The sequence below is a fragment of the Bradyrhizobium sp. UFLA05-109 genome, assembly GCF_054185165.1.
The window spans coordinates 24515-38661 of sequence record NZ_JBBIAR010000051.1; the positions used below are offsets into that span (position 1 = coordinate 24515).

At 65.4% G+C, this 14147-nt stretch carries 11 protein-coding genes; 8 read left to right on the forward strand and 3 right to left on the reverse strand.

What is annotated here, in order from left to right; translation table 11 throughout:
* Positions 1–156 precede the first annotated feature (156 nt).
* The 8 genes from Q3C01_RS30945 (at position 157) to Q3C01_RS30980 (ending at position 9332) form a co-directional block, all read left to right on the forward strand.
* Positions 157–1041, forward strand: coding sequence for a dihydrodipicolinate synthase family protein (locus Q3C01_RS30945; RefSeq protein WP_458149078.1), 885 nt, complete (start codon positions 157–159; stop codon positions 1039–1041).
* A gap of 57 nt (positions 1042–1098) precedes the next feature.
* Positions 1099–1461 (forward strand): hypothetical protein, encoded by a 363-nt coding sequence (locus Q3C01_RS30950; RefSeq protein ID WP_458149079.1) that lies wholly within the window; start codon positions 1099–1101, stop codon positions 1459–1461.
* 77 nt (positions 1462–1538) lie between these two features.
* On the forward strand, positions 1539–2771 hold the full coding sequence (locus Q3C01_RS30955; protein ID WP_458149080.1) for a rhodanese-like domain-containing protein: 1233 nt from the start codon (positions 1539–1541) through the stop codon (positions 2769–2771).
* Positions 2772–2880: 109 nt separating this feature from the next.
* Entirely contained in the window at positions 2881–4125 is a 1245-nt protein-coding gene (gene serA / locus Q3C01_RS30960; protein ID WP_458149081.1) for a phosphoglycerate dehydrogenase, read from the forward strand.
* A 192-nt stretch (positions 4126–4317) separates the two neighbouring features.
* Complete coding sequence (locus tag Q3C01_RS30965; protein WP_458149082.1) at positions 4318–5334, forward strand: patatin-like phospholipase family protein; 1017 nt, start codon at positions 4318–4320, stop codon at positions 5332–5334.
* A gap of 3 nt (positions 5335–5337) precedes the next feature.
* On the forward strand, positions 5338–6792 hold the full coding sequence (locus tag Q3C01_RS30970) for a GntP family permease (RefSeq protein WP_458149083.1): 1455 nt from the start codon (positions 5338–5340) through the stop codon (positions 6790–6792).
* Positions 6793–6888: 96 nt separating this feature from the next.
* A complete protein-coding gene (locus Q3C01_RS30975; RefSeq protein WP_458149084.1) occupies positions 6889–8553 on the forward strand; it encodes a tannase/feruloyl esterase family alpha/beta hydrolase in 1665 nt (554 codons plus the stop codon).
* A gap of 329 nt (positions 8554–8882) precedes the next feature.
* On the forward strand, positions 8883–9332 hold the full coding sequence (locus tag Q3C01_RS30980) for a host attachment protein (RefSeq protein WP_458149085.1): 450 nt from the start codon (positions 8883–8885) through the stop codon (positions 9330–9332).
* Between the two features lie 153 nt (positions 9333–9485).
* Here the strand turns inward: Q3C01_RS30980 and Q3C01_RS30985 are convergent, their stop codons facing one another.
* From Q3C01_RS30985 to Q3C01_RS30995, 3 genes are all read right to left on the reverse strand, one after another.
* Complete coding sequence (locus Q3C01_RS30985; RefSeq protein WP_458149086.1) at positions 9486–11210, reverse strand: ATP-dependent Clp protease adaptor ClpS; 1725 nt, start codon at positions 11208–11210, stop codon at positions 9486–9488.
* A gap of 104 nt (positions 11211–11314) precedes the next feature.
* Entirely contained in the window at positions 11315–12934 is a 1620-nt protein-coding gene (locus tag Q3C01_RS30990) for a DHA2 family efflux MFS transporter permease subunit (protein ID WP_458149087.1), read from the reverse strand.
* Positions 12876–14144 (reverse strand): HlyD family secretion protein, encoded by a 1269-nt coding sequence (locus Q3C01_RS30995; RefSeq protein ID WP_458149088.1) that lies wholly within the window; start codon positions 14142–14144, stop codon positions 12876–12878. Before Q3C01_RS30995 ends, Q3C01_RS30990 begins: the two co-directional genes overlap by 59 nt.
* Positions 14145–14147 lie beyond the last annotated feature (3 nt).

Consider the following 14147-nt stretch of genomic DNA (forward strand, 5'->3'; position numbering starts at 1 on the left):
CCCATGCATTTTTGGCGGCGCGACCCGCCTGACGGGAGGATTGTGATTAGCTTGTATGTAAGGTACAAGAAACTCGAGGGAACGCCAAGCGAGTTTCGCGCTTCTCAAAAAGATAAAGACTGATCAAAGCCTTAGGCCGGCAGAAGAGGATATGTCATGACGGACGCAATTCGCGGATTCTGGGTGGCCACGCCGACGCCGCTGACGGCCGATGGGGCCGCGGATCCTGCCCGGTTGGGGGAACATGCGCTTCGGCTCTTCAAGCAGGGCGTCAACGGCGTCGTCATCTTCGGCACCACCGGCGAAGGTACCTCGTTCAACGTCGCCGAGCGGGTTGCGACCGTCGAGGCGCTGCTCAAGGCTGGCGTCGAGGCCGACCGCATCGGCATCGGAGGCGGCTTTCCCGCGATCACCGACAGCATCGCCCTGACGCGTTCGGCGTTGAGCCTCGGCCTGCGCCACGTGCTGGTGCTGCCGCCCTATTTCGATCGCAGCGTCACGCCTGAAGGAATTGAGGACGCGTTCGCGGCGATTCTCGATGGCGTCGCGGACGATCGCCTGCGCGCCTATCTCTACCACATCCCGCAGGTCTCCGGCGTCGCCATCCCGACGACGGTGGCATCGAGCCTTCGCAAGCGCTTCGGCAAGCTCGTTGCCGGCCTCAAGGACTCCAGCGGCGACTTCAAGCAATTCCAGGCATTCCGTGCAGCGGCCCCCGAGCTCGCCATCACCGTGGGAAATGAAGCCGACATCACCCGCGCCATCGCGGCGGGCGGCGCCGGCACCATCTGCGGCATGGCCAACATCGTGCCCGAACTCGTCAAGGGCATGGTCGACGGCAAGGACGTCGGAGCGCGCATGCAGGCGGCGATCGATATCGTCGTCAAGACGCCGTCGTTGGTCGCGACGCTGAAAGCGATCCTCTCCGCACAGACCGCCGATCCCGGCTGGCTGCGCGTGCGTCCGCCGCTTCGTGGCCTCTCCGACGGCAAGGCGCTGAAGGCGAAGATCGACGCGCTCGTGAGTCCCGCGATCGCGTGACGCGACCAAACCTTTCTCGCCTTCGCGACGACCGATGAGCATTCGCGGAGGTCACGAATGGTCATGGTCCGGTCCTTGCTTCCTTTCATCGTCTGGGGCGCGGTCGCCTTGACGCCAGCGCTCGCCGCGCCACTCTGCAAGGAGCCGGAACTGGGCGGCAGGGACGCACCGATGCTGTCGCCGCCCATGGCGAACGTCGTGACCGGAGCGGGACGACTGCAATTATACTCGGCTCCGAACCTCGCCTGTGCGATGAACGGCATCTTCGTCATTCCCAAGGACGAATTGATTGCCTACGCCCAAACCGACGACGGTTGGGCCTCGGTGATGTACACGAACCCCAGAAACGGAAATGCCGTGTCCGGCTGGGTCAGATCGGCGCGGCTGAAGGAAACGGGAACAGCCGGCCCGAAGCAGTGAGCGCGCGGAGCGGCTAGCCAAGGCCGCGGCAATGGTTCAAAAACGGCAGGCTCATTCTCGCGAGGACCCGCCGCTCCATGAAGCTTCCCACGGTCACCCCTGCAGATATCCGTCGCGCGCTGCTACTGCGCGAGGAGATCGCGCTGCTCGATCTCAGGCATGAAGCGGCGTTTGCGACTGGCCATCCCCTGTTCGCCGCCAACATGGCGGAGGGGCGCATCGCGATCGAGGCCGAGACGCGGCTGCCGCGCAAGGACGTGGCAATCGTCCTGTATGATGACGGCGAAGGTCTGGTCGCGACGGGCGCCGAACGGCTGCGGGCGCTCGGCTACACAAATGTCGGCGCGCTCGACGGCGGCCTCAACGCGTGGCGGGCGGCAGGTCACGAGGTGTTCGAGGACGTCAACTCCTATGCCAAGGCCTTCGGCGAGCTTGTCGAGGCGCGCCGTCACACGCCCTCGCTCAGCGCCGACGAGGTCGCAAGCCTGATTGCCGGCAAGGCCAATGTTGCGATCCTCGATGTTCGCCGCTTCGACGAATATGCGACCATGAATATCCCGGGCTCGGTCAGCGTGCCCGGCGCCGAGCTCGTGCTGCGGGCGGGCCGTGCGGCGCCCGATCCCGACACCACCATCATCGTCAATTGCGCCGGTCGCACGCGCTCGATCATCGGCACGCAGTCGCTGATCAATGCGGGCGTCCCGAACAAAGTGCGCGCGCTGCGCAACGGCACGATCGGGTGGACGCTCGCCAAGCACACGCTCGAGCACGGTGCCGGGCGGCGCGGTGCGATCGGGTCGTTCGAAGGCGCCGCGGCCAATGCCCGCGACGTCGCCTATCGTGCGGGCGTTCGCCACATCGGCGCGGGTGAGGCGGCGGCGCTCGCTGCTCAACCTCATCGAACGCTGTATCGCTTCGATGTGCGCGACGCCGAGGACTATGCGATCGGTCACCTCGCCGGCTTCCGCCACTACGCGGGCGGCCAGCTCGTTCAGGAGATCGACATGGCAGCGCCCGTGCGCGGCGCGCGCATCCTCCTGACCGACGACAAAGGCGTGCGCGCCGACATGACGGCGTCATGGCTTGCGCAGATGGGCTGGGAAGTCTACGTGCTCGAAGGTGGCTATGACGGCGCACTCGAGGTAGGCCCACCGCAGGTGTTGCCCAAGCCGGATCCCGTGCATCGGTACAGGCGTCCCTACGAGGGCACCGATGTCGCGGAAAGCGCGATGCAGGCCTATCTCGACTGGGAATACGGCCTCGTCGAGCAGCTCCGCCGCGACGCGACGCACGGATTTTACGTGATCTGAGCGCACCCGGGCAGACCCATACCCGCCATCTTGCCTCCACTTGAAAATCATATTGTCTTCCGCCCCGCCTGCGACTAAGCCGCGCGAAGGCGATATCCACGGAGACCGCATGCCAGCCACAGGCCAGACCCCAGAGCGGACCGCGAAAGCCCTGCTGCTTGAAGGTGTCAATGACAGCGCAGTGGACCTGTTCAAGGGCGCCCGTTTCACCAATGTCGAGCGGCTGACCAAGGCACTCGATGGCGAGGCGCTGCGGCAGGCGATGCAGGGCGTTTCGCTGCTCGGCATCCGCTCGCGCACCCAGCTCACCGAGGACGTGCTCGCCTCGGCCGACCAGCTCCTTGCAGTCGGCTGCTTCAGCGTCGGCACCAATCAGGTCGATCTGCTCGCCGCCCGCAAGCGCGGCATTCCCGTCTTCAATGCGCCGTTCTCCAATACGCGCAGCGTCGCCGAGCTCGTCATCGGCGAGATCGTGATGCTGCTGCGGCAGATCTTTCCGCGCTCGGTGGCGGCGCATGAGGGCGGCTGGGACAAGTCGGCGACCGGCAGCCGCGAAGTGCGCGGCCGCACGCTCGGCATCATCGGCTACGGCAATATCGGCTCGCAGCTCTCGACGCTCGCCGAAGCCATGGGCATGCGGGTGATCTTCTTCGACCGGACCGACAAGCTGCGTCACGGCAATACCGAGCCGGTCGAGAAGCTTGAGGACCTCCTGGCCCAGAGCGACGTAGTCAGCCTCCATGTGCCGGAAACGCCGGAGACCGCGGGCATGATCGGCGAGCGCGAGCTGCGGCTGATGAAGCCGGGTTCGTTCCTGATCAACAACAGCCGCGGCACCGTCGTCGATCTCGATGCGCTGGCGCGCGCCTTGCGCGATGAGCACGTCGCCGGCGCCGCCATCGACGTCTTCCCGGTCGAGCCGTCCTCGAACGCCGATCGCTTCAAGAGTCCGCTTCAGGGCCTGAGCAACGTGATCCTCACGCCGCACATTGGCGGCTCCACGGAAGAGGCGCAGGAGCGGATCGGCGGCGAGGTGGCCCGCAAGCTCGTCGACTATTACGTCACCGGCTCGACCATGGGTGCGGTCAATTTCCCTGAGGTGCAGCTCCATCTCCGCCCCACGGGTGCCCGCTTCAGCCACGTCCACCGCAACGTGCCGGGCATGCTGCGCCGGCTGAACGAGGTGTTTTTGCAGCGAGACGTCAACATCGCCGCCCAATATTTGGAGACGCATGGCGAGCTCGGCTATGTCGTGCTCGATGCCGACCTCGGCGGCCAGGATTCGAATGAGCTGCTCCAGCAGATCCGCGCGCTCGACGGAACGATCGGGGCGCGGCTGGTGTTCGAGCACTGACGGGCGAATGGACTGAGCGCTTTTCGTATCACGACGCTGTGACGCGTTCGGGCGGGCTGCGCTGTTGCGTGGCCCGCCTTCTGCTTTCTACACTACCTGTGGTTACCTGGGGGCGCTGAAGGCAAAGCTCATCTAACAAGTCTCGTCTAAAGTCTCATCGAACTTGAGCTTAAGTTGCTGAGTGCGGACACGATGGCCCGAGACCACATACCGATCGACCTTGCACTTCAGGGCGGAGGCTCGCACGGCGCGTTCACCTGGGGCGTGCTCGACCGTCTCCTCGAGGAGACATGGTTTGATGTCGTCGCGATCTCCGGGACCTCCGCCGGTGCGATGAACGCGGCGGTGCTGGCCGACGGATGGACGGCGGGCGGCGCCAAGGGGGCGCGTGAGGCGCTGGATCAATACTGGCGCCGTGTTTCGCGCGCCGCGGCATTCAGTCCGTTGCAGCGCTCGCCGCTCGATCGCCTGATGGGGCGCTGGACGCTCGACACCTCGCCGGCCTATATCTTCACCGATCTGATGTCGCGGCTGTTCTCGCCCTACGATCTCCCGGTCGACTATAATCCTCTGCGCAAGGTGCTCGCCGAGAGCATCGATTTCGAACGCCTCGCGCGTTCCGAGATCAAGCTGTTCATCACGGCGACGCGGGTGCGCACCGGCCGGGGCCGGATCTTTCGCAACGCAGAGATCACGGCCGACGTTCTCCTGGCCTCGGCCTGCCTTCCGACCATGTTCCGTGCCATCGAGATCGACGGCGAGCCCTACTGGGACGGCGGCTTCGCCGGCAATCCGACGATCACACCGCTGGTCCGTGAAAGCGACGCCTATGATACCATCCTGGTGCAGATCAATCCGACGGAGCGGCCGGAAGACCCGCGCACCGCGGCGGAGATCCTCAACCGGCTCAACGAGATCTCGTTCAACTCGCCGCTGATGAAGGAGTTGCGCATGATCGCGCTGCTGCGTCAGGCGGCCGATCCAGGAAGTGGCGAGGGCGCGCGCTGGGCGCGGATGCGGACGCACCGGATCAAGAGCGACATCCTGACGAAGTTCGGTGCCTCCTCCAAGCTGAACGCGGAGTGGGAGTTCCTCTCGATGCTCCGCGACGAAGGCCGGCTGGCTGCGAGCGAATTCCTCGAACGTCATCGCGAGGACGTCGGCCGGCGCTCGACCGCCGATCTCGATGTTCTCCTGGCGGAGTGCTGAGACGTGGGGCTTCTCGGCATTCTCGTCGGGCTCGGCCTGCTCGTGGTGCTGGCCTTCCGCGGCTGGAGCGTCCTGCTGCTCGCCCCGTTCGCGGCGCTCGTGGCCGCGGCATTCGGCGGCGAGCCGCTGCTCGCCAATCTGACGCAGGTGTTCATGGCGAGCGCCGCGGGCTTTTTGGCGCAGTTCTTTCCGATCTTCCTGCTCGGTGCCGTCTTCGGCAAGCTGATGGATGACAGCGGCGCAGTGACGGCAGTCGCCACCTTCATGGCACAGCGGCTCGGCGAGCAGCGCGTGATCCTCGCCGTCGTGCTGGCCGGTGCGCTGGTCACCTATGGCGGCGTCAGCCTGTTCGTCGCCTTCTTCGTCATCGCGCCGATGGCACAGTCGCTGTTCCGCGCAGCCTCGATTCCACGCCGGCTGATCCCGGCGGCGATCGTGCTGGGGACCTCGACCTTCACGATGTCGGCGCTGCCGGGCACGCCGTCGATCCAGAACGCGATTCCGATGCCGTTCTTCGGCACGACGCCGTTCGCCGCACCCGGGCTCGGAATCATCGCTTCCCTCGTCATGCTCGGCACGGGCTTGTGGTGGCTGCAACGGGCGGAAGCCGCAGCTCGCCACGCCGGCGAAGGTTTTGGCGCAGATACGCACGAGGCTGCCGAGAACATCGTCGACGATGAATTGCTACGCGAGCGCGCGACGCTCGCCCGCGAATTCGATCCGGCGGAGATCCGCCATGGGCGTCGCAGCGAGGCACAGGCGCCGGTATTGAGCGCCATCCTGCCGCTCGTCGTCGTCGTGGCCGTCAATCTCGTGATGTCGCTATTGGTGTTGCCGCGGCTGGATTTCTCATACCTGGCCGAGCAGCGCTGGGGCGGCACGTCCTTGCCCGCGGTCGCCGGCGTATGGTCGGTCTCGGTCGCGCTCGCCACCGCGATCGTCGTGGCCATAGCCATGAACTGGCCGAGGCTCGCATCGTTGCGGCAGACGATGGATGCCGGCGCGAATGCGTCCGTCCTGCCGGCGGTGAGCGTTGCAAGCCTGGTCGGATTCGGTGCCGTCATCGCTGCGCTGCCGACCTTTGAGACGGTGCGCGACTGGGTGCTTTCGATCGAGGGCGGACCGCTGGTGTCGCTTGCGGTCGCGACCAACATTTTGGCGGCACTGACCGGCTCGGCGTCCGGTGGCCTCACGATCGCGCTCGATGCGCTCGGCCAGACCTATGTGGACCTCGCCGCGCGAACCGGCGTCGACCTCGCGCTGATGCATCGCGTGGCGGTGATCGGTTCGGGAACGCTGGATATCCTGCCGCACAACGGCGCGGTGGTCAGCCTGCTCGCGATCTGCGGCCTGACCCATCGCGAGAGCTACCTGGATATCGTGATGGTCGGCATCGTCTCGTCGCTGCTGGCGCTGGTCATCGTCATCGCGCTCGGCAGCGTCGTGGGATCGTTCTAACGGCGGGCCATCGGGCGCTTGCGATTGACGGACGGCCGCACGTTGCGTTGAATGCGCGCGCTTGTCGTTCATAACAGAAAAGTCCGAGTGGAAGCGATGACGCGTTCTGAGATCAGCGTAACCGTGTGTTTCGCGAGCCTGCTGGTGGCGTTGGCTCATGTCGACGGCGCATCCGCGCTGACGCTGGCCGAGGATGCCGACACCGTCTGCAAGGGTCTTGCTTCGGACGCTGGTGCCGTCAAGATCGACTCGGCATCGCTCCAGGCGCCGTCGCCGCTCACCGTTGCCGAACGCGGACCGATGCCGTCGGGACCTGTCACCCCGGCCAGTCCTGCTTTCTGCAAGGTGCTCGGTCACATTGAACCTGTGGACCCGAAAGCGCCGCCGATCAAGTTCCAGCTCAACCTGCCGGTCGAGTGGAACGGCCGCTCGGTGCAATATGGCGGCGGCGGATTCAACGGCGTCCTGATCACCGGACTCGGGTTGCCGCCGGCCTATCCCTTCGACAAGCCGTCGCCGCTTGCGCGCGGCTTCGTCACCTATGGCACCGATTCCGGCCATGAGGCCAAGCCGGGCGAGCCGCCTCAGGCCTTCGCGCTCAACGACGAGGCATTCGAGAACTTTGCCCACCGCGCCTACAAGAAAGTGCGCGACGCCGCTGTCACGCTAATGGAGCGCGCCTACGGCAAGGGGCCTGAGAAGCTGTACTTCATGGGCTCTTCCGAGGGCGGCCGCGAAGGTCTGACCATGGCGCAGCGTTACCCGGCGGATTTCGACGGCATTTTTTCGCGCGTGCCGGTCATCAACTGGGTCGGCCTGCAGCATGCCGGCACCCGGTCGGGGCTGGTGACCATGGGCGACGGCTGGATCCGTCCGGCCCAGGTGAAGCTCGTGGGCGACGCCGTGCGCGCCGCCTGCGACAAGGCCGACGGCTCAGCCGATGCGTTGGTGGAGAATCCCGTCGGCTGCAAAGCGACCTTCAAGCCACAGACGTTGCGCTGCGCGAGCGGACAGAGTGACGACCGATGCCTCACCGACGCGCAGATCAAGGCGATCGACACGCTGCACGGCGCTTACAAATTCCCGTTCCCGCTCGCCAACGGGCTCGATGATTATCCGGGCTGGGGCGTGTCGGGCGAGGATACGCCATCCGTCGGCCCGACCGGCGGATGGACGGCCTGGTGGCTCGGCACCGCGGCGCCTGCGCAGCCGCCGGCCCCGACCAATGGCATCGCCTGGGTCTACGGTGCGGGCACCCTTCAATATATCTTCGCGCGCGATCCCAAGCTCGACGTCACCACCTACAGGCCCGAAGATCACAAGGCGCGGCTGCTCGAGGTGTCCCAACTGATGGACTCGACCAATCCCGATCTCAGCCGCTTCCGCGAGCATGGCGGCCGGCTGATCATGCTCGAGCACATGGCCGACTATGCGCAGAGCCCCTATGCCGGCATCCGCTATTTCGAGAACGTCGAGCGTCTGATGGGGTCGGCGACGACGGACCTGTTCGTAAGGCTCTACACGGCGCCCGGCGTCGACCATGTCGGCTCCGGCGCGCCGGCCAATATCGACATGCTGAGCGTGCTGGTCGACTGGGTCGAGCACGATAAGGCGCCCGGCGATCTCGAGGTCACCGAGCAGAAGGTCGAGGCGCCGGCGTTCTCGGTTGTGCGCGCGCTGCCGCTGTGCCGCTGGCCAGCCTGGCCGCATTACAATGGCGGCCCGGTGACGGAGGCAGTGAGCTTCTTCTGCGCGCAGTGACGGAGTGCGCCGGATGCGGATAGCTGGTGCGAGGGCTGCGGGGACCGCCTCGCACGAACCGATCGTGACCTCGATCTTCTTGGCAGGTTTCTGCGCCAGCGTCTCGAACGGGTTCCACGTTCCCTAGAGAACTTGGGTTGGTGTGCGCGCGACCTGTCGTTGATTTCTCTCAAATTCGTTGAAGATCGCACCGGTGTCGCGGTGCAAGTTCCCGTGCTCACGTATTGGTAAGCGCAGCACGCATTTGGCCGTGGCAGGCTCGCGTTGATTTGAATCAACCCGCCGGCGGGTGAGGGGTTGAATATCGAAGCGAAAGCTGGAGCGTTGACATGAGCGGCCTGATGATTCCCCACGGCGCCTTCGTCTTCATCGGCGACGGCTGCAAGGCGCTGTTCCTGCGCAACGAAGGCAATCCCGCGCAGCCGAACCTGAAAACCGAGGACGTGTTCGCAGATGAGAATCCGCCGACGCGCGAGCAGGGGACCGATCGTCCCGGCCGTGTCAGCAAGCCGACAGGGCAAAGGGCGGCCGTCGAGCCGACCGACTGGCACGATATCGAGGAGCATCGCTTCGCCCGGCGTGTCGCAGCCGCGATGGAGCAGCTCGTCCGCGAGCGCGACGTGAAGGCGCTCGTCGTCATTGCACCGCCGCGTGCACTGGCAGACCTGCGCGCCGCGTTTCATGCGGACGTCAAGGCGCGCATCGTCGGCGAACTGCCCAAGGATCTGACGCGGCTTCCGGTCGGCGACATTGCCCGGCACCTCGCGGCGGAGTACTAGAGCACTCCAAAGCGCGATGAGATTGGAATGAATCGTCATCGCGCTTTAGGTGCTTGTTTGAGCATGATCTCCGCGCAAACGCGTTCCGCGTTTGTCGCGAGGGAAAACCGCTTCACACTTTTCCGGATCATGCTCCAGCGGCGAGAACGGTGATCATCCCGCCGCCATCGCCTGTGCGCCGCCGAGCAGCTGCGCATTGAGGCGGCCGCCGGAGAACAGCATGTCGTCGAGCGCCTCATTGATGTCGGCGGAGATGACGGAACTGCCGCCGTCGCGGGCCAGGCTCGCCTGTGCCAGCCGCCGCATCAATTCCTTGATGAAGGCGCAACTCGTGCCCTCACTGCGCCGCGCCGCTTCGGCGACGATGGCGTCATCGAGCGGCAGCCCCTTGCCGTAGAGCCGTACCAGCTTGCTGCGGCCGATCTCGTTGGGGAGAGGCACTTCGATGGCCTGGTCGATGCGGTCGGGCCGGCCGGCGAGCGCATCTTCGAGGTCCTCCGGCCGGTTGGTGGTCAGGACGAAGAGGATGTCTGCGTCCTCCTTCAGCCCGTCCATCTCGTTGAGCAGCCTGTTCAGAAGGGGCTCCTCGCATGGCCCCATGTCATCGCGGTCGCGGGCGATGAGATCGACATCCTCGATCACCACCATCGAGGGCTGAAGCAGCCGCGCCAGGCTCATATAGGCGCCGAGAAGGCCCATTTGCTCGGCGGTGATGATCAGGGTCGTATGCCCGGGCAAATGCGCCGCGAGATACCGGATCGTGTGCGTCTTGCCGGTGCCTGGCGGGCCGTACAGCAAAATGCCCTTGCGCGTCGACTGACCGAGCCTGCGCAATTGATCGCGGGTCCCGACGAATCTCAGGACGTTGCGATCGAGCAGCCGCAAGGTCTGCTCCGGCAGGATCACCTCGTCGCGTGCGACCGGCGGCAGGCGGTGTACGGTGATGCCGCGCGAGAGGCCGCGATAATCTCGGTCGGCGTCGAGCGAGAGAATCTTGCCGCGATAGGTGCGCGCGGTCTGCACAGCCTGCTCCAGCTCGCCGAAGCATCGCTGGACGAGGGCCGCGCCCGCGGCGCCAGAGGGCACGGCGAGTTCGATCCGGATTCCGGACTCGCGGCTGAACTCGCGATGCGCACAGAGCAGCACGGCGTAGCGGAGATCACCCTGCGCGCACAGCCACAGCCCGTTGTCGAGGCACTTGGCGGGGTTCTTCTCGCCAATATCGACATCGAAATACTGGAGCGGTGCGATCGCCTGCGCATTGCGGCCTTCGCGCAGAAGCCGCGCAATCGACAGCGTTTCGTAGCGTTGCTCGTCATTGATGCCGAACAGCCGGACGGCGGAAGCGAACAGGCGGTCGATGCCCGCCTGGACGTCTGCGCGCATGTGTCCCGGAAACTGGCGAACCGTGGTCACGAGCTTGCTGCGTGGAACGCCGGCAAAATGCCGGTCCAGAACCTCGCAGGCATATTCGAACTCCTCTTCCTTCGGCTCCTCGCCGGAGTTACCTGCGGCACGCATGCAGTCGCTGCACAGCCAGATCGTCCGGCCCCCGAGTCGCACGTCGGTCTGCGCCTCGGGCTTGCCGCAAAGCTCGCAGGTCGTCTTGACCGGTTCGAGTGTGATCCGCAGGCCGTGACCTGCAAATTGAATGTGCTGCAGCGCGGATTTGAGCAGTGCGTCGGCGACGGACCGCGGGTAGGGACCGCAACCGGCCTTTTCCTCCTGCTCGATCCTGGTGATCAGCGCGACCGCCTCGCGCTCGGACTTACCGAAAACCCGCCGCAGCAATTCGATCACGAATTCGTCTGGCGTATCTTCGTCATCATGAATCACGAGCTGGGCCGGCCCGCCATCGCCGTGCATATCACTCATCATGAAATGAACTCCTGATACAACCTGTACTTGAATGGAACAAAGGAAGAACACAAAAAAAGACGGCCGTCAAGCGTGACGGCCGCTCAAAAATAAGTGGTCGAGGCTTAGTGCGCCGGGCCGCCCGCCGCCTTCACGCTCCGCGTCAGCAGCACGGCCAGCGCGGCCAGCACCAGCATCACGCCGATCACGGCAAAGGTGTCGGAAAAGCCCATTACCAGCGCCTGGCGCTTCACCAGCTTGCCGAGCGCGATGACGGCCTGCTCGTGCGCGGCGTTGGGATCCGGCACGCCATGGGCGACGAAATAGTTCGTGAGCTGCGCGATGCGGCTGCGGACCTCCTCGCGGCCGAGCGTCACGGATTGGCCGATGATGTTGGAATGAAATTGCTCGCGCTTGGTAACGATGGTCGCGAGCACGGCGGTGCCGATCGCGCCGCCGAGATTGCGCATCATGTTGGAGATACCGGAGGCGGCGGCCGCATCCTGCGGTGCGACGCTACCGAGGCTGAGCGCTGAGAGCGGCGCCAGCGTCAGTGCCTGACCGACCGCGCGCACGACGTTGGGCGCGAGGAACTGATCGCCCGCATAATCGAGCGACATCATGATGTTCATGAAGGAGCTCGTGGCGAACAATAGCAGGCCGACGGTCGCGATATAGCGGGCGTCGAAGCGCTGCATCAGCTTCGGCACCAGGGGGATCAGGAGAAGCTGCGGCAGGCCGGTCCAGGCCAGCACGTTGCCGATCTGCTCGGCATTGTAGCCTTGCACCTGGCCGAGATAGGCGGGCAGCAGGTAGACCGAGCCGAACAGGGCGAAGCCGAGGAAGACCGAGGCGATCGTGCCGATGCCGAAATTCCATTGCGTCAATAGCCGCAGGCGCAACAGTGGCTTTTCCACGACCAGCTCATTGTAGATGAACAGTGCGAGGCTGACGGCCGCGACAATGGCAAGCCGCACGATGAAGGGCGAGCCGAACCAGTCGTCCTTGTTGCCTTCCTCGAGCACGGCCTGGAGCGAGGCCAGGCCGACCGCCATGGTGGCGATGCCGAACCAGTCGCCTTCGCGCAGCAGGCCTAGCTGAAGCGGCTGCCGCTCCAGCGCGAAGAACAGCGTCGTGACCATGACCGCGGTCGGCACGACGTTGACGAAGAAGATCGTCTGCCAGCCGTAATTCTCAGTGAGATAGCCGCCGATGGTCGGGCCGATCGCGGGCGCAAAGGTCACCGCGAGCGAGAACATCGCGAGCCCGATCGGCTGCTGGCCCTTCGGCAGCTTGGTGAAGACCAGCGTGAACGCCATCGGGATCAGGACGCCGCCGAAAAAGCCCTGCAAGCCGCGCATCGCGATCATCGAGGGCAGGTCGTGGGTGAAAGCACAGGCGACCGAGAATGCCGCAAACAGCGTCGCAAAGCTCAGGATGATGTTACGGAACGAGAACACGCGCGACAGATAGTCGGTGAGCGGGATGACGATGATCTCGCCGATCAGATAGGACGTCGAGATCCAGGAGCCGTTGTCGACACCGGTGCCGATGCCGCCCTCGATATTGAGCAGCGAGGCGTTGGTGATCTGGATGTTCAGGATCGCCATGAAGGCGCCGATCATCGCCGCGAAGACGGCGATCCAGATCGTGGCGCTGGCGCGGTTCGGATCGGCGACGATGCGATCAGGCGTCGCGGCCGGAATCGAGCGTGCGGGTGCTGGGATTGCGAGGCTGTTGGACATGGCGCGACCCTCCGGAGGTCTGGTTTGCCTTAGTCTGGGTTGCCTTGGGTGCAGTCGCTGCCAGCGCGGCGGGAGCGCTGGAACGCGTCGCAATCGTCGGGATCACGGACATGCCCGGACGCAGCGCGATCGACGGCGCGCTCTCGGCATCGAGCGCGATCCTGACGGGGATCCGCTGAACCACCTTGGTGAAGTTGCCGGTGGCGTTGTCGGGCGGCAGCAGCGCGAACTCCTGACCGCTCGCGGGCGCGATCGAATCGACGTGCCCGTGCACGACCTGGCCCGGGAACATGTCGACCTCGATGTCGACCGTCTGGCCGGCATGCACGTTGGTGAGCTGGGTCTCCTTGAAGTTGGCGACCACATAGGCGCCGTCGGCAGGCACGATCGACATCAACTGCGTGCCGGCCTGAACGAACTGGCCGACGCGAAGGGTGCGGTTGCCGACCACGCCATCGATCGGGGAGACGATCGTCGTGTAGCCGAGATTGAGCTCGGCCTGGTGCTGCACGGCTTCCGCGCGGGCGAGAGCGGCCGTGGCCTGCACGATCTCGGCTTTCAACAGATCGACCTGCTTGAGGGCGGAGGCGAGATTGGCGGTGTCGCGCTGGATCGTCGCGTCCGCGCTGGCGTCGCGCGCCTGCGCCTGCTGCGCATTCTGCACGCTGCCGAAGCCCGTCGCGGCGAGGCCCGTGTAGCGCTTGTTCTCCTGGCTTGCGAAGGTCTTGGTTGCGGTGTCGACGTCGATCGTCGCCCTGGCGGCCGAGATCACCGCCTGCTGAACCTCGAGCTGCGCCTCCTTGCTCGTGATGGTGGCACTCGCGGCCGCAACGTCGGCGCGGGCCTGATCGAGCGCGACCTTGAAGTCGCGGTCGTCGATCCGGGCCAGCACCTGGCCCGCCTTCACATGCTCGTTATCGGCGACCTGCACCTGGACGAGGTAGCCGCTGACCTTCGGCGCGATGGTGGTGTTGTCGGCCTTCACATAGGCGTCATCGGTGGAGACGAGGTAACGGCCGACCGTCCAGTAGTCGTAACCGTACCAGCTCGCGCCGGCCAGCGCGGCAACTGCGACACCGGCAAGCAACAGCTTGCGAAGGCTGAGCTTTCTGGGCGGGGCGGACGCCGTTTCGGCCGGCAGCAGGCTCTGCGGCACGCTGGCCGGAACCCCTGTGGCTTCGATCTTGGATGGGCTGGCGTGGACGGTCATGGC